12 protein-coding genes are annotated in these 16,685 nt (G+C 69.1%); 4 read left to right on the top strand and 8 right to left on the bottom strand.

What is annotated here, in order from left to right:
• Positions 1 to 82: 82 nt before the first annotated feature.
• Positions 83 to 2,830: an HAD-IC family P-type ATPase gene (locus RE421_RS01705; RefSeq protein ID WP_309813263.1), complete on the bottom strand. Its 2,748-nt coding sequence runs from the start codon at positions 2,828 to 2,830 to the stop codon at positions 83 to 85.
• A 303-nt stretch (positions 2,831 to 3,133) separates the two neighbouring features.
• Between RE421_RS01705 and RE421_RS01700 the strand changes: the two genes are divergently transcribed.
• Positions 3,134 to 7,435, top strand: a complete 4,302-nt coding sequence (locus tag RE421_RS01700) for a LamG-like jellyroll fold domain-containing protein (protein ID WP_309813261.1) — start codon at positions 3,134 to 3,136, stop codon at positions 7,433 to 7,435.
• A gap of 109 nt (positions 7,436 to 7,544) precedes the next feature.
• On the opposite strand, the gene RE421_RS01695 is transcribed toward RE421_RS01700, so the two are convergent.
• From RE421_RS01695 to RE421_RS01680, 4 genes are all read right to left on the bottom strand, one after another.
• Positions 7,545 to 8,648 carry an NAD(P)-dependent alcohol dehydrogenase gene (locus tag RE421_RS01695; RefSeq protein WP_309813257.1) on the bottom strand — a complete coding sequence of 368 codons (1,104 nt, stop codon included), beginning with the start codon at positions 8,646 to 8,648 and terminating at the stop codon, positions 7,545 to 7,547.
• The gene (locus RE421_RS01690; RefSeq protein WP_309813254.1) at positions 8,645 to 10,168 is read right to left on the bottom strand and encodes an aldehyde dehydrogenase family protein; all 1,524 of its coding nucleotides are present in this window, start codon (positions 10,166 to 10,168) and stop codon (positions 8,645 to 8,647) included. The genes RE421_RS01695 and RE421_RS01690 overlap by 4 nt, the downstream gene beginning before the upstream one ends.
• A 42-nt stretch (positions 10,169 to 10,210) precedes the next feature.
• The gene (locus RE421_RS01685) at positions 10,211 to 11,809 is read right to left on the bottom strand and encodes an FAD-binding oxidoreductase (protein ID WP_309813250.1); all 1,599 of its coding nucleotides are present in this window, start codon (positions 11,807 to 11,809) and stop codon (positions 10,211 to 10,213) included.
• A 106-nt stretch (positions 11,810 to 11,915) separates the two neighbouring features.
• A complete protein-coding gene (locus RE421_RS01680) occupies positions 11,916 to 12,923 on the bottom strand; it encodes an AraC family transcriptional regulator (RefSeq protein WP_309813247.1) in 1,008 nt (335 codons plus the stop codon).
• A gap of 129 nt (positions 12,924 to 13,052) precedes the next feature.
• Between RE421_RS01680 and RE421_RS01675 the strand changes: the two genes are divergently transcribed.
• Both RE421_RS01675 and RE421_RS01670 read left to right on the top strand, forming a co-directional pair.
• Entirely contained in the window at positions 13,053 to 13,481 is a 429-nt protein-coding gene (locus RE421_RS01675) for a CoA-binding protein (RefSeq protein ID WP_309813244.1), read from the top strand.
• 32 nt (positions 13,482 to 13,513) lie between these two features.
• The gene (locus RE421_RS01670) at positions 13,514 to 13,834 is read left to right on the top strand and encodes a putative quinol monooxygenase (RefSeq protein WP_309813241.1); all 321 of its coding nucleotides are present in this window, start codon (positions 13,514 to 13,516) and stop codon (positions 13,832 to 13,834) included.
• Positions 13,835 to 13,861: 27 nt separating this feature from the next.
• Here RE421_RS01670 and fmdA read toward each other — a convergent pair whose 3' ends face one another.
• The 3 genes from fmdA to RE421_RS01655 are packed head-to-tail and all read right to left on the bottom strand — an operon-like array spanning position 13,862 to position 16,082.
• The gene (gene fmdA / locus RE421_RS01665) at positions 13,862 to 15,121 is read right to left on the bottom strand and encodes a formamidase (RefSeq protein ID WP_309813239.1); all 1,260 of its coding nucleotides are present in this window, start codon (positions 15,119 to 15,121) and stop codon (positions 13,862 to 13,864) included.
• 30 nt (positions 15,122 to 15,151) lie between these two features.
• Positions 15,152 to 15,448 (bottom strand): zinc ribbon domain-containing protein, encoded by a 297-nt coding sequence (locus tag RE421_RS01660; RefSeq protein ID WP_309813236.1) that lies wholly within the window; start codon positions 15,446 to 15,448, stop codon positions 15,152 to 15,154.
• The gene (locus tag RE421_RS01655) at positions 15,429 to 16,082 is read right to left on the bottom strand and encodes an AmiS/UreI family transporter (RefSeq protein WP_309813233.1); all 654 of its coding nucleotides are present in this window, start codon (positions 16,080 to 16,082) and stop codon (positions 15,429 to 15,431) included. Before RE421_RS01655 ends, RE421_RS01660 begins: the two co-directional genes overlap by 20 nt.
• Positions 16,083 to 16,263: 181 nt before the next feature.
• Here RE421_RS01655 and RE421_RS01650 point away from each other — a divergent pair, with 181 nt between their 5' ends.
• On the top strand, positions 16,264 to 16,641 hold the full coding sequence (locus tag RE421_RS01650; RefSeq protein WP_309813231.1) for a DUF952 domain-containing protein: 378 nt from the start codon (positions 16,264 to 16,266) through the stop codon (positions 16,639 to 16,641).
• Positions 16,642 to 16,685 lie beyond the last annotated feature (44 nt).

Below are 16,685 nucleotides of genomic sequence, written 5' to 3'. Positions count from 1 at the left end.
CGCTGGCCGGATGCCTAGGGGGGGCCACCGTCGCGGCCAACAACGCTCCGAGTGTAGCGGCGGGCCGAAACTACCCCCCAGTTCACGGCGTAACGTTGGGCCGCGAGGACCCGGGCGCGGCCCCTGCCGGGGCAAGGACCTGCCGATGCCGGTGCAGCTGGTGGATCCCCTCCAGCAGCAGGCACGCCACCGCCCCGATCGCCACGGCGGTCACGCCCAGGCCGGGGGACGGGAGCTCGAACTGGTGGAACGCCCGGGAGGCCGGGACCAGCAGCACCAGCATCAGCAGGACGTACATGGAGGCCACGAGCGCCAGCTTCCACCGGGTCATCGGCCGGGAGATCAGGTTCAGCACCCACAGTCCCATGAGCGTCAGGGTGATCACGGAGGCCGTCTGGACCTGGCGCACCGTGACCTCCTCCGCGAACCAGCGCGCGGCGCCGTTCACGGCCAGCAGCCCGGCCAGGATGACCACCCCGGAGGGCAGGGCGAAGCGCAGGGCGCGGCCGAGGAAGCCGGGGACGTAGCGGCGCTGGTTCGGCACGAGCGCCAGGAAGAACGTGGGCAGCCCGATCATCAGGAAGTCCACGGTGGAGGCCTGCCGCGGCAGCAGGGGATACTGCCAGGCCAGCACGGAGAAGACCACGCCGAACAGCACGGCGTAGGCGGTCTTCGTCAGGTACAGGTGGGCCAGCTGCTCCATGTTGGCGATCACCTGGCGCCCCTCCGCGAGCACCCTCGGCAGCCGGGAGAATCGGCTGTCCAGCAGCACCATCCGGGAGACGGCCTTGGTGGCCGGGGCCCCGTTGCCCATCGCGATCCCCAGGTCCGCGGTCTTCAGCGCCAGGGCGTCGTTGATGCCATCGCCGGTCATGGCCACCACGTGGCCCGCCTCCTGCAGGGCTGCCACCATGCCCTTCTTCTGCTCCGGGGAGACCCGCCCGAACACGGAGTGCCCGTCCAGCACCGCCCGGCGCTCGCCCGGATCCTCCGGCAGGTCCCGCGCGTCATAGCCGTCACCCGTCACGTCCATGCCGACCTCGCGGGCCACCGCGGCCACGGTCCGGGGGTGGTCACCGGAGATCACCTTCAGTTGAACGTCCTGGGCGCGGAAGTACGCCAGGGTGTCCCGGGCGTCGTCGCGGACCTTCTCCCGGAAGGTCAGCAACGCCACGGGCTCCAGTTCGCCTGGCAGCACCACGACGGCGGCCCGGTCACCATCGCTGTCACCGCCACCGTCACCGTCACCGAACCAGGACCCGGCGCGGGCCGGCCGGCTCGAGACGCACAGCACCATGGTGCGCAGCCCCCGGCTGGTCGTCTCGGCGCACAGCTCCTCGATCCGTGCCCGGTCCCCATCCCCGGCGCCCGTGGCCGGGAGCAGGGCCTCCGGGGCACCCAGGACCCACGCGCCGGCCACCGCATCGGTGACGCCGGCACCGGGGTGGGCGCCGTCGTCGTGCCCCACCGGGTGTCCGGAGTCCTGCGGCCGGTGGTCAGGAGAGCCGAAGGCGACGGCGGACCAGCGCCGCTCCGAGGAGAAGGCCACCCGGGCGGTGGGCGCCTCGGCGGGGAGATCGGTGAAGGGGGCGGCGAGGGCCAGTGCGGTGGGGTTGGCGTTGGGGTCCGCGCCGAACCAGGCCAGGACCCGCCCGCCGGCCCGCTGCCGTCCCGGGTCCCCGGTGAGGTGGGTGGAGCCGTCGAAGACGATCCGGCCCTCGGTGAGCGTCCCGGTCTTGTCCAGGCAGACGGTGTCCACGCGGGCGAGGATCTCGACTGCAGGCTGCTCCTGGATGAGGACCTCCTCGCGCGCCAGCTTGAGGGCGGCCACGGCGAAGGAGATCGTGGTCATCAGGGCCAGGCCCTGGGGGATCATCGAGGTGATCGCGGCCACCGAGGCCACCACGGCCGGCTCGATCGCGCCGTGCTCCAGGGCGTACGCCCAGCCGCCGACCGCCTGGACCTGGCCGTTGACGATCAGGGCGACCACGGGTACCAGGGCGATGGTCAGCCACTTCGCCACCGTGTCCAGGGCCCCGCGGAGCTCGGAGGGCACCTTGGCGAAACGGCGGGCCTCGATGGCCAGCTGGGAGGCATGGGAGTCCGGGCCGACGGCCGTGACTCGGACCAGACCGGTCCCGGCAAGCACCGCGGAACCGGAGAGCACCGGATCGCCCGGACGCTTGCCCACGGCGTCGGCCTCTCCGGTCAGCATGGACTCGTCGAGGTCCAGTCCGTCCGCGGAGAGCACCACCCCGTCAGCGGGCACCTGGTCGCCGCGGCGCAGCACCACGGCGTCGTCCAGCACGATCTCCTCGATCCGGACGGGCCGCTCGGCGCCGTCCCGCAGCACGTGGGACGCGTCCTGGTGGAGCAGGGCGATCGCGTCCAGCTTGCGCTTGGCCGAGTACTCCTGGATCACGCCGATGACCACGTTGGCCACCGCGGCGAGGCAGAAGACCAGGTCGAACCAGCGGCCCAGCACGATGATCGAGGCGGCGCAGGCCGCGATGGCGAGGTTGAACAGCGTCAGGATGTGCACGCGCAGGATGGTCCAGATGGACCGCGAGGTGTCCCGCGGCTGACGGTTGACGAGGTGCTTCTCCTCGCGGAGCGCGACGGCGGCCCCGTCCAGTCCCACGGTCCGCAGGGCTTCGTCGTCCGGCCGGGCCAGCGGGGCGTGGCCCCGGCGGTGCAGGTGCCGGTGGCGCTGGTGGTCCGGATGGTCGGGGTGGTCGGGGTGGTCGGGGTGGTCGGGGTGCGGCGGTCGGCCCGCCGCGGCCGGGCGCCCGGCCTCCTCGCTGGCCGACCCGGCCGTGGTCTCCACCATGCTCATGATTCTCCCCTGGACGGCGTGGTGCGACGGATGGCGTGATCCGCCGCGTGACAGCCGGTGTGTGGTGCGGTTCTCCTGTACAGCGATCAACGTACTGGTCTGACGAGGCCGCGGCGTCACTCCGCGGGAGTATTCCGGGACGGTTCCGGGTCATCCCCGGGGGTGGCTCCGGGGCGTTCACGGTCTGGGTCCGCATCGTTCACCGGGGTGAGGCCGGACGTTCAGCCCGCGCCCATAGTTTGTGCAGGTCATCACGCGCCTACCCGTTGCGCATCACCCGCAACAGAAGAATGGATCATGACTGCCAAGCGACTTCCCCTTGCTGTTCTTGCCCTCTCCGTCGGCCTGACCTCCACGGGCGCGCTGATGCCCGTGGCCGCCACCGCCGCGCCGATCGCCCCGGCCGTGAACACGGCCACCGCAGCGGCCGCCCCCGCCGCCGACCTGCTCGATGTGGACTTCGAGGACGGCACCGCCGCGGATGCCGCCCAGGGCCGTGAAGCGGTGGCCACGGGCGATCCCGAGATCGGCATGGACGGTTCCCTGGCCCGCTACGTGGGCACCTTTGACGGTGACGACGCCTACTCCTATGCACTGACCGATCAGGACTACACGGCGCTCGCCGACGGCTTCACCGTGGAGTGCAACTTCAAGCGTGATGCCGCGGCCACGTCCGGCGAGGACACCCTCTGCGGCAACAAGGAGGCCGGCGGATTCGCCATGGTGGTCAAGGGTGACCAGGCCGGCTTCATGATCCACGCCGAGGGCGGCTACACCTTCGCGTGGGCGGACATCGACGCCGAGACCTGGTACCACGCCGCCGGGGTCTACGACGGCGAGTCCATCAAGCTCTACCTCGACGGCGAGCTGGCCGCCGAGGCCGAGGCCGGCGGCCCCATGACCATCCCCGCCAACGAGAACGCCCACGCCGTGGTGCTGGGAGCGGACAGCGGCAACGGTGTGCCCGGCCAGTTCTCGGCCGCCACCCTCGACGCGGCCCGGCTCTACAGCGCCCCGGCCTCGGCCGAGCAGGTCGCCGCACTGAACGCCGCCTTCGCCGTGGAGGTCGAGGCCCCGGCGGCGGAGGTCTTCAACGTGGACTTCGCCGACGGCACCTCCGCGGAGACCGCGCAGGGCCTGGAGGCCACCACCCATGGTGCGCCCGTGATCGAGCAGGACGCCGCCCTCGGCCGCAACACCGCGACCTTCGACGGCGACGATGCGCTGCTGTACCCCCTCGGCGACCAGTACGCCACGCTCGGCGACTCCATGACCGTGGAGTGCGTCTTCCGCTACAACGGCGACCTGCCGACCTCCGGCGAGACGAACATGTGCGCCAACAAGGAGGGCGGCGGGTTCTCCATGACCATGTACGCCGACCGGCTCACCTTCGCGGTCAACACCGGCAGCTACCACAACGCCGGGATCGAGATCGAGCCGAACGAGTGGTACCACGCCGTGGGCGTCTTCGACGGAGGCACGAAGACCGTCAAGCTCTATGTCAATGGCGAGCTCGTGGCCGAGAACCCCACCGCCAACGCCGAGATCAAGTGGCCGCCGAACGCCAAGGCCCACAACATGGTGCTCGGCGCCGACGCCTCCAACGGGGGCAGCCAGTTCCATGCCAACGCGACGATCGCCTCCGCCCGAGTCTTCGGTGACTCTCTGGATGCCCAACAGATCGCAGCCCTGAACATCGAGGCTTTCGACGGACTGCGTGCCCAGGTCGCCGAGCTGGCCGGGACCACCCCGGCGGCCGGGTCCGACATGACCCGGGCCACCGAGTTCACGGCCGAGTGGGCCAACCCCGGCCTCGTCGCCGCGGGCACCTCCTACACGCTCGACGGCGAGCCGATCGAGCCCGGCCAGGTCATCGGTTCCGGCATGGCGGCAGGCGAGCACACCATCGCGATCGAGGGCAAGACCGTCTTCGGACTGCCGATCTCCGAGTCGGTCACCTTCACGTCCGGCTCCATCCCGGTGGGCGGCGGCACCGAGACCGGGCAGGGCGATGGCAAGGTCTCGCTGTCCGCCCGGGCCGTCAATCCCGACGGCGGCGACGTCACCACCACCTTCTACGCCGGCGAGACTGCCGTGGCCGAGGGTGGCTTCCAGGGACTCGTGGACGGGACCCCGACCACGCTCGAGTTCGACTACACGGAGGACGCGGACCTCGAGGGGGCCGGAGACAGCCTGAGCGCCACCGCCGGGCAGATGCCGTTCCAGCGCTTCGACGTCGAGGTCGGTGAAGCCGCGGAGGACCAGTCGGTGCGCTGGGCCGGAACCGTGGACCCGAGCCGCCAGGTCAACCTGCTGGTGTGGAACACGGCGAGCGAGTCTTGGGACGAGCTGGCCTCCGGACGCGGGCTCAACGAGAGCGAACTCGTGCTGTCCGGTGCGCTGGGAGCCGAGCACCTGGACGAGGCAGGCCAGGCCTCGGTCCTGGTCCTAGGCGAGGATCCCTTCGCCGATGACCTGGAGAACGAGGTCGCCGACTCCTTCGAGGATCCGGCCGACTACGATTTCTCGCTCGCGCACTTCACGGACACCCAGTACCTCGCCGAGGGCGCTGCGGAGGACGCCTACTCCGAGGAGCAGCAGGCGGTCTGGGCCGACGCCTACACCTCCGTGGCCGAGTGGATCGTCGCCAACGCCGAGGAGAAGAAGATCGACTACGTCGCCCACACCGGTGACATCATGGAGAACTGGCACACCGGCAGCCCGCGGGCTGACGAGGAGGAATACCGCGAGATCGCCGTTGAGGAATTCGAGTTCGTCTCCCAGGCGCAGAAGATCCTGGACGACTCCGAGATCCCCAACGGGGTGACCCCGGGCAACCATGACAACCGCTCCGGCATGGACGTGGGCCCGGACAACCTCTACAACCAGTACTTCGGCCCCGAGCGCTACGAGGCCCTCGAGCAGACTCAGGGCTGGAAGGACGCCAATGCGTCCTACACGCCGTGGAAGGAGGGGGACAATGACAACCACTACGACCTGTTCTCCGCCGGTGGCCTGGACTTCGTCGCTGTCTATCTTGGCTACGACGTCACCGATGAGGAGATCGCCTGGGCCAGTGAGGTCCTGGACCAGTACTCGGACCGCAACGCCATGATCATGACCCATGCCCAGCGCAAGCCGAGCACCAATCCGGATGGCCGTGGCGCGACCTTCTCCCACGACGGGGCCAAGATCGACGAGGGCCTGCTCCAGAAGCACAGCAACATCTTCCTCGCGCTCTCCGGGCACGAGCACGGCGTGGACATCGAGGTGCGCAAGGACGTCGGCACCGAGGGCAACAACGTGGTCGAGCTGCTGGCCGATTACCAGTTCTATACGGTCTCGGCCGAGGAGCTGGGTCTGACCGGCGTTGACGGCCGCTCCGCCACGGACATGCTCCAGTTCGGCTCCAGCTTCTTCCGGTTGCTGCAGATCGACGTGGACAACGCGGAGATGGCCGTGGACACCTACTCGCCGCTGCTGGACAACTTCGGGGCGACCGAGTATGACGACCGCAATCGCTACAACGGCACCGAGGATGACACCCGGCTGCCGATCCAGCTGGAGACCCGCAAGACCTCCTTCGCCACCAACCAGGTCATGGTCACGACGCCGACCGATGAGGAGATCGGCGAGGCCACGGCCAAGTCCGGTTGGCCGGCGACGATCGAGTGGGCCGGGCTGACCGAGGGCGAGACCTACGCCTGGTACGCCACCAGCCGCGATGCCGAGACCGGCGAGGACCTGGCCGCGGGTGAGACTGAGCAGATGGGCGTGTTCACCGCCGTGGCCGCGGGTACCGACACCGTTGCCCCGGAACTGACCGTTCCGGAGGCAGCCACCCTCACGGTGGGTGACGAGTTCGATCCTCTGGCCGGGGTGTCGGCGACCGACAACACCGATGGAGACGTGACCGCTTCGGTGCAGGTCATCGGTTCGGTGGACACCGCCACTGCCGGGGCCTACACCCTGACCTACGTGGCTGAGGACGCCAACGGGAACCAGGCCATCGCCTCCCGGGCCGTCGTGGTGGAAGAGGCCGATCAGCCGGAGCCCGTGGAGGACTTCACGGACAACGCGGAGGGTTCGCAGTTCTATGCGCCGGTCCGGTGGATGCAGGAGCAGGGCATCACGACGGGGTACACGGACGGCACGTACCGCAAGGGCAAGGACATCTCCCGTGGCGAATCGGTGGCCTTCATCCACCGGTACATCGATCCGGAGGTGACGGACGGTACCGAGGACTTCACCGATATCACGGAGTCGAACGTGTTCTTCGATGAGATCGTCTGGGCGGCCAACGCCGGCGTGACGACGGGGTACGCGGACGGCACGTTCCTGCCGTACGACAGTGTGACCCGTGGTGAGTTCGCCTCGTTCCTGTTCCGTGCGGTGGAGCCGGAGGCGGGCGAGTGGGACGAGTCCTTCTCGGATGTGGCGGAGTCGCACCCGCACCATGAGGCGATCTCGTGGTTGGCCTCGGCCGGGGTCTCGACCGGGTACAAGGACGGTACGTTCAAGCCGAATGACACGATCAGCCGTGGCGAGGTCGCCGCACTGATGCAGCGCTACGCGACCGAGGTCGCCGACCAGGGCTGATCAGCCAGCAACACTGAGCACGACGCCGGCCTCCACCCGATCGTGGACCGGTGCCGTTCCGTGGCCCCGCACCTCTCCAACAGAGGGGCGGGGCCACGGCCCGTTTCCGTCAGGGAAGGAGCACGGGTTTGATCGTGCGACCGGCGGACATGTCCTCCACGGCAGTATTGATGTCCGCCAGCGGATAGGTCCGCACCAGCCGTTCCACGGGGAAGCGGCCCTGCTCGGCCAAGGCCAGGATGGCCGGGACCAAGGACTGGATCTCGGCATCGCCGATCGTCAAACCGTGGATCTTGCGGCCCGGGAGCATGAAGTTCACGTCCACCTGGACCGACTGACCGAAGGGCGGGGCGCCCACGATGGCCACCTCGCCCTGACCGCGAGTGCATTGAACGGCCTGCTCCAGGACCTTGGTGTTGCCGGTGGCCTCGACCACCCCGTGGGCGCCGCCGCCGGTGACCTCCTGGATGCTGGCGACCACGTCGTCGACCCGGCTCGGATTGATGGTGTGCGTGGCCCCGAGTTCGCGGGCCAACTCGAGGCGTTCGTCCACCAGGTCCACCGCCACGATCCGAGTGGCCGGGGACAATGCCGCGGCGATGACCGAAGCGAGACCCACGGTGCCGACGCCGAAGACGACCAGGCTGTGGCCGGGACCCGGTTGCAGGGCATTCCACACCGCCCCCGCACCGGTCTGGACACCGCAGGCCAAGGGGGCCAACTGCTCCCAGGGCAAGTCCGTGGAGACTTTGACGACATTGCGCTCCTCGGCGATGGCCGCCGTCGCGAACGACGACTGGGCGAAGAAGTGCCCGCCGATCGCCTTCCCGGCCCGGGTGAGCGGGGAGGAACCGTCCACACGCTGCCCACCGAGCAAGTTGTCCGGAAGCCACCGAACGCAGTAGGCGGGATGGCCGCCGCGGCAGCCCTCGCAGTGGCCACAGGAGGTGAAGGACAGCACGACCCGGTCCCCGGGAGTCACCGAGGTCACAGCTGCCCCGATCTGACGGACGACTCCCGACCCCTCATGTCCGAGCACGCCGGGCAACGGGAAGGGCAGCGCCCCGGAAGCCACGGTGAGGTCCGTGTGGCAGAGACCGGCAGCCTTGATGTCCACCAGGATCTCGTGGTCCTGGAGCGCGCCGAGCTCCACGTCCTGGAGGGTGAACGGGGCGCCCCCGGCTTCGGTGACGGCTGCGGTGATGGTGGTCATGATGCGTCCTGACCGGTGCTGGCCGTGCCGCTGGTGGTGGTGAGCTCGGGGTCCGGTTCGATCGCGATGATGACCGACTTGGTACGGGTGTAGGCCTCGAGCTGCTCGGGTCCGTTCTCCCGTCCCCAGCCGGAGGACTTGACGCCGCCGAAGGGCAGAGCCGGGTCGAGCATGCCCCACGCATTGACCCAGATGATGCCGGCCTCCAGGGCATCGGCCACCCGGTGCGCCCGGGAGATATTCCCCGTCTGGATGCCCGAGGCCAAGCCGTAGTCCGTGCTGTTGGCCAGCTCGATGGCTTCCTGCTCGGTATCGAACGGCTGGACGGTCAGGACTGGACCGAACACCTCCTGTTGAACGGCCTCGGCGGAGTTCGCGACGTCGGCCAGCACGGTCGGGCGGTAGAAGAACCCGCCGTTGATCTCGGCTGGCTCGCCACCGGTCACCACGCGAGCCCCGGTGGCCTTGGCCTGCTCGACGGCGTCCGCGACCTTCTCCAGCTGGCGGCGGTTCGCCAGCGGCCCGATCACGGTGCCCGGGTCCCGCGGATCACCGAAGGGTACGTGGGGTACCGCTCCGGCCAAAGCCTCGAGCACCTGGTCGTAGACAGAGCGTTCCACCAACAGCCGGGGGCCGCCCATGCAGAACTGGCCGGTGTTGAAGACGAATGCCGAGATGGTGGTTTCGACCGCCTTGGCCAGGTCGGCGTCCGCGAAGATGATGTTGGCGGCGTTGCCACCCAGTTCTGCGGTGATGGGACGCAGGGCCTGGCCGGCCACGGCGGCGACGTGTGCGCCGGTCTGGGTGGAACCGGTGAAGGCCACCTTGGCCACCTGGGGGTGTGCAGTGAGGTGGTCGCCGAGATCCGTGCCGTAGCCGGTGACGACGTTGTAGACGCCGTCCGGGACGCCGGCCTCGGTCAACAACCGAGCCGTCAGCAGTGCGGAGAGTGGGGTGTCCTCGGCCGGCTTGTGTACCACGGTGTTCCCGGCGGCCAGGGCCACTGCGATCTTCGAGGTGGAGAGAATGAGCGGGAAGTTGAACGGAGTGATGGCCGCGACCACGCCGAGCGGTTCTCGCTGGGTGTAGGCGTGGGCCGGCAGCGGCGTACGGCGCACCGCACCGTCCAGATTCTGGGCCAGCGAGGCGGCGTACTCGTAGGTGTCCGCAGCGGTATTGACGTCCACTGCCCGGGCCAGGCTGATGGGCTTGCCCACGTCCAGGCTCTCCACCTGCGCGATCTCCTCCGCGTGTTCACGGAACAGGTGCGCCACCCGGATCAGCACCCGGGACCGTTCGCGGCCGGATAGTTGCGACCAGATGCCGCTGCGGAAAGCGGTGTGGGCAGCTTCCACGGCGAGGTCGAGGTCTGCGGTGGTTCCGGCCGGCGTGGTGGCGATCTGCTGGCCCGTGGCGGGATCCAGCACGGCGATCGTGGTGGAACCCGAGCTGGGAGCGGGCCCGCCGTTGATGTAGTGCTGCGCCTCGCGCAGGTGCTCGGGGAGACGGTACTCGGTCATGGTGTGGGCCTTTCTGGAAGGACGGAACGAGGGAGTTGCTGGTCAGCGGGGAAGGTGGTGGCCGGCGTCGCGGTAGCGGGCTCCCCAGATGCCGGACTTGCCGGGGGCCATGATGGAATTCGGGTCCAGGGCGTCCTTGATGCGCTCGTGGAAGCGCAGCAAGGCGTTGTCATTGAAGTCGAAGGTGTCCATGACCTGGTCCATGAGCGCCAGGTGCGTGCGGTACTCCCCGTAGCCGTTCTCGGCGCCCTCTTCCACGAGCTTGCGGCCGAGTGTCATGACCTGCTCGCGCTGGTCGGCGTCCGCAGAGTCGTAGAGGAACAGGCAGATGTGGTGCATCTCGCGCAGACCGACGGCGAACTGGGCGGCGTAGTCGGGCCCGTACTCGTAGGAGCGGTTGCGGACCATCTCGAATTGCTTCTGAGCCTCCGCCCCGTCCGGCTCGGAGATCGGGGAGAAGCCGATGTGGGCGCCGTTGGGGACCCACTCGAGGATCTGTTGCTCCTTGATGGAGGGGATGCCCTGGTTGATCTCGTGGCGGTCGTGCAACACGTGGGAGCCGGGGGTGTCCTCGGCCCGGTCCTGGGTGGTGAAGAACCGTGAGCCCTTGACCGCAGAGAAGGCGTTCTTGATCATCCCCAGGAACAACTCGATCTGCTCCGGTGGGCCGTAGACCGTGGCATAGAGGTTCCAGTAGCCCAGGTCCAGCTCGTCCTTCATCCGCTGGATGACCTCGGGGGTCAAGGGGCCGCCATCGGGCAGCCAATGGGTGCGCTTCGTCTGTGCTGCTGCGTCGAGGACGATGTTGCGCAGCACCGGCACGCTCTGCAGCGGGGCCATCCCGATGCGCAGCGGAAGCATGACGTCCACGATCTGGGCGAGGTCCTCCTCGTGATCGAAGGTGATGACGAAGGTCTCGGCCGCCGGCGGTGCCGGCATGAGGGCGATGCCCATCTTGGTGACGATGCCGAAGTTCGACTGGGAGAACAGCCCGTCCGGGTAGGGGCCGAAGCCGTAGGCGAACAGTTGCCACGTCTTGGCCGTACTCATGGCTCCCATGCCGGTGCGGAGGAGGTCGCCGTCCGGCAGGACGACCTCCAGGCCGGTCTGCCAGGACCAGTGGTCGCCGTAGGGGGTGTAGCCCACGCCGCGGTCCAGGGCATTGCCGACGACCGAGCCCCAGCCGAGGTCCGGGACATCGATCCAGAGGCTGTACCCCTTCTCCTGGATGTGGTTGTAGAGGTCGAAGTAGGTGACGCCGGGCTCGATCAGGGCGTAGGCGTACTTCTCGTTGACCTCGATGATCTTGTCCATCCGGCGGGAGGTGTGGACCACCACGGTGCCGGCAAGACGCGGCGCGGCACCTCCATAGCCCAGGTTCTTGCCGGTGGCCACGGGGGACAGGGGGACGCGGTGCTCGTTGGCGATCCGCACCAGCTCCTGGACCTCCTCGGTGGTCTCCGGGAAGACCACGGCTCCCGGCCGGAAGTCATCCCCTCCCGTGGTGGGGTAGGGGTCCTCGAACTCCCGGAGGGCGTCCGGCTCGGAGATGACGTGTTCGGCGCCCAGGAGGGTGCGGAATTTCTCCAGGGCGGCGTCGAAGTCGGCGACGGGGACATCTGCGGGAACGATCCGGTCCATGAGGGCTCCTCGGGTCCTGGGGACGCATCCCCGGCGGACAGTGATGCGGCTCATACTTGGCTCGTCCGACGGCTCCCACAAGGTCGCGCTGCGCAAAGTGGACAGTTCAGGAGGGGCCGCCCAGGACCTCCGAGGGGGACCGTCCGAAGGCCTGCGCGAAATGGATGGCGAACCGGCCCGGGTGGTGGAACCCCCAGCTGCGGGCCACGGCCGCCACGGTGGTTCCGGGACGGCCGGAGAGCAGGTCCCGCTGGGCACCCTCCAGCCGGATGCGGCGCAGCATGGCCACGGGTGTGGTGTCCAGGTGGTCGCGGAACCCGGCCTGCAGGGTGCGGACGCTGACCCCGGCAGCGAGCGCGATCTCCGCCACGCTCAGGCGCTGCCGGGCGTTGGCCCGGAGATAGTCCAGGGCATCGGTCACGGCGTCTGGCGGGGCGGGCCCGGGGGGCATGTGCAGGAGGTGGCTGTGATTGTGGGGCGCTGCCAGGAGCAGGCCTCGGGCCACTGCCTGCGTCAGGGGAGCGGCCATCAGCGGGTGGGTGGCGATGGGCGAGCCCGGGTTCAGCCCCTGTGCCAGGGCCTGCACGGTGGAGCGCCAGGACTGGCCTCCCGGGGTCTCCAGGTCGAAATCACCCTCGAAGCGGATGGGCGTCTCGGGAGGAGCGCCGGTCAGATCCTCGAGTTCCTGTTCCAGGGTGCGCCGGGGGATCTTGAGGCCGACCACCCGGGCGGGGTGCTCCCAGCCCTCCAGTCGGGTCTCCTCCGTGAAGCCGTGCACCGCCGCGCGCCGTCGGTTGGTCAGGACGGTCTGGTGGCCGTACCCCATGGAGACTGAGCCGAAGACGGTGAAGTTGATCTGGTAGGAGTCCTGGAGGGGCGGTGTGATCACCTCGACGTGGTGGCCGTACTCCAGCAGTCCCAGGGTGAGGTCCGGGAGGTGGAGCGCCTTCAAGCCCATCCGGAATCTGCGGCTGCGGGAGTCGAGGCGGATGCGGTGGGGGTGGTAGACGTCGCGGCCCACGGACATGGCTCGGTCCGGGTCCGAGGTGTCGATACTGAGGGTGGGAGGCAGCAGGCGGCCGGGGCCGTGCGAAGACACCGGTGTGGACGACATGACCCCAGAGTCTATGGGGATAGTGGTGTGGATCACAGCCCTGTCTGACGAGCCGACCGCTGGCTGGCGTCAACACCGTGGGCCCTCCCAGCGCTCGCCTTGGCGGACCCGGGTCGATAGCGTGGATCCATGGCACACAGCAACGATCCGGCCACCATCAGCGCACTGTTGACGAACCGCGGGGCCCGCTGGGCCGTCGTCGGGCTCTCCCCGAACCCGCGTCGCGCGGCGGTGGGGGTCTCGAAGTTCCTCCGGGACGAGCTGGGGATGGGGATCATCCCCGTGAACCTGGGGGCGCAGGACGTTCACGGCGAGCAGGGCTACCGGAAGCTGGCGGACATCCCGGGGCAGATCGACGTGGTGGACTGCTTCGTGAACTCGCAGAAGGTCGGTGCTGTCGTGGATCAGGCGATCGAGGTCGGGGCGAAGGCGGTGTGGCTGCAGCTCGGCGTCATCGACGAGGCCGCGGCGCAACGGGCCGCGGAGGCCGGGCTGGACGTGGTCATGGACACCTGCCCGGTGATTGAGGTCCGCAACGACCGGTCCCTGCGGGGGTGAGCGGCGCCGCCCGAGCTGGATAGGCTGGGACCATGATCTTCATCGTCGTGAAATTCCCCGTCAAGCCCGAGCACACCGAACACTTCATGGACCGGGTGAAGCACTACACCGAGTGCACCCGCGCCGAGGAGGGCAACCTCTGGTTCGACTGGTCCCGCAGTGTGGAGGACCCGAACGAGTTCGTCCTGGTCGAGGCCTTCCGGGACGGTGCCGGGGAGGCCCACGTGAACTCCGAGCACTTCACCTCGGGGCTTGAGGCCATGCGCCCGCTGCTGGCCGCCACGCCGAAGATCATCAGCCGGCAGGTCGAGGGCGAGGGCTGGGACGAGATGGGCGAGCTGCAGATCGGCTGACCGGACTGCAGCCCGCCCGGTGCCCGATCAGGCGGCGTTGGCTGCCCGCGGCGCACCGATGCCCGGATCGATCTGGTGCGGCCCGGCGGACGAGGGCCGGACGTCGAACTCGAACATGGCCGTCGGCAGGTAGACGGTCGAGCAGGAGTTCGGGATGTCCACCACGCCGGACAGCCGACCCTCGATCGGAGCGGCCCCGAGCAACAGGTAGGCCTGCTCCGGGGAGTAGCCGAACTTCACCAGGTAGTCGATCGCGTGCAGGCAGGCCCGCTGGTAGGACAGGTGCGAGTCCAGGTAGCGTTGCTCACCGTCCAGGGTGACCGAGGTGCCGGAGAAGGCCAGCCACTCGCTGAACTGCGGCTCCACCCGTCCGGGCATGAAGATCGCGTTCTCATGCACGCCGTAGGTGTCCATGCCGCCCTTGATCAGGTCCACGTGCAGGTCGATGAACCCGCCCATCTCGATGGCGCCACAGAACGTGATCTCACCATCACCCTGGGAGAAGTGCAGATCGCCCACGGACAGGTTCGCCCCGTCCACGAACACCGGGTAGAAGATCCGGCTGCCCTTGGACAGGTTCTTGATGTCCTGGTTGCCGCCATTCTCCCGGGGCGGTGCGGTGCGGGCGGCCTCCGAGCCGACGCGCTGCCATTCACCCCGGTCCAGCCCGCCGAGGACGGCGTGGTCTGCCTCCGGCGGCAGGGCCAGAGGCGGGACGCGGTTCGGGTCCGTGGCGATCAGATCGCCCTCGCGCTTGTTCCACTTCGCCAGCAGCTCGGCCGACGGCGCCGTACCCATCAGGCCGGGGTGGATCAGCCCCTCATAGGAGACCTCGGGGATGTGCCGGGAGGTGGCGACCTGGCCCTTGAAGTCCCAGACGGCCTTGTAGGCGTCCGGGAACTGGTCGGTCAGGAAGGCGCCGCCGTTGTTCTTGGAGAAGATGCCGGTGTAGCCCCAGCCCTGGCCGGCCAGGGGACCGCTGTCCTCCTGCGGGATGGGGCCGACGTCGAGGATGTCCACGATCAGCAGGTCACCGGGCTGGGCCCCCTCCACGGCGAACGGCCCGGAGAGCTTGTGCACCGTGAGCAACGGGGCGTTGAGGATGTCCTCGGCGGAGTCGTCGTTGACGATCGCCCCGTCGAACCACTCGCGGCAGTCGACCCGGAAGCTGTCACCCGGCTTCACCGTGGCGATCGGTGGGACCTCGGGGTGCCAGCGGTTGTGGCCGAGCTGTTGTTGATCCTCGAACTTCCGACTGGAGTCCAGGGGGAACATGTTCTGTGGCATGGTGCTTCTTCTCCGTGATCTCAGGGCCCGTTACGGCCGGGGTAACTTCTGGTGCAGGGGATGGTGGGTGTGGCGGGAGTCGGCCGGCGGGCCGCCTGCCGACGGGATGGACGCCACCACGTCGGGCGACTCGGCGCTGCGCCGCGTGCTGTCCATGAGCTGGAACGCCGGGGATCCCGTGCGGGAGAGCCTCGGGATGCTGATCCGGCGTGAGGCCGGCGCGCCGCAGTCCGGACAGTCGACGGTGTCCGGCACGCCGGCCATGCTGAAGCTGGCCTCCGTGGTGGTGCCTGCGGGGCACCGGAACTCATACAGCGGCACGGGCATTCCTCCTCGGGGGTGATTCAGGTGGTGGGGGCTCGGTGGCGGGGGTGTCCTGCTGGCGGCCCAGCATCACGGAGGCGGCGAGGGCGAGCACGCCGCAGACGCCCATGACCCACGTCCAGAAGGAGTCCGACCGGTACTCACCGGCCAGCAGCAGCAAGGCCGGGACGGTGCCCGTCAGGTGCGCCACGATTACGGTGAACCACCCGGTGGTCCTCGTCAGGGAGTCCCTGCGCAGTCCGAGCACCAGGAAGAACATGAACCACAGCACGGCCCAGATGAGCCAAATGGCCCCGAACACCGGATCGTTGACTGAGGTGAAGTTCAGGTACCCCATGACCACGGCCACGACGGCCACGAACAGGGAGAACCAGCCCAGGCCCTCGCCGGCCAGGTTGAAGGTCTGGTTGAGCGCCACGTAGAGGTAGGTGAAGCCGAAGAGGTAGAGACCGGAGGCGCCGAGGACCACGGCCGGATCGCCTTCGGACTGGAGGATCAGCAGGGTCGGGAAGATGACCTGCATGAAACCCACGAAGTAATTCATCGGGGCGGCAGCCTTGCCCGGGATCTTGCCCAGCAACATCAGTCCGTTGATGAACAGAACTGCGCCAACGTAGAGGAGACCAACACTGCCCACGGCGACCTCCTTGAGACGCGCACCGTGGCCAGCCGGTCAGGGAGGAGAGGATAGGGTGCCGAGGCGGGTGCGGGGGGAGTGATGGTCATCACCGTAGTCCGGGACCCGATCCGGCAACAAGGTCTGGTGACCTCTGGCCGGACGCTATCCAGCGAGGGGCCGCTCTGCCACACTGGGCCCCATGTCCCTGCAGCACATCGCCGAGGCCGCCGACTGGGAGCGGGCGCTGAAGTCCGGCTTCTATGACCGTTCCACGCGCGGCGCCTCCATCGAGCAGGTCGGCTTCCTGCACGCCAGCGACGGCCCGGACCAGGTCGCCACCGTCCTGGACGCCGTCTACGCCGGCGCGACCGGGCCCCTCGTGCTCCTGACCCTGGACCGGGCGGTCCTGCACCGCTCCGGGCTGCGGGTCATGCTGGAGCCGGGGGACCCCCAGAGGCCCGACGGCGAGTGGTTCCCCCACGTGTACGGCGGGCCGATCCCGGTGGACGCGGTGGCCGACGTCGTGCCGGTGGTCCGGGCCGCGCCCGGGGGGCCGGGAGCGGGAGCTGCGACCTGACCGGGGCGGAGCGCGCGGCCGCGGCCGCCTACTGAGTCCCGGAC

The sequence above is a fragment of the Citricoccus sp. I39-566 genome (assembly GCF_031432995.1).
Lineage (GTDB): Bacteria > Actinomycetota > Actinomycetes > Actinomycetales > Micrococcaceae > Citricoccus > Citricoccus nitrophenolicus_A.
This window is presented reverse-complemented; position numbering and strand designations above follow the sequence as displayed.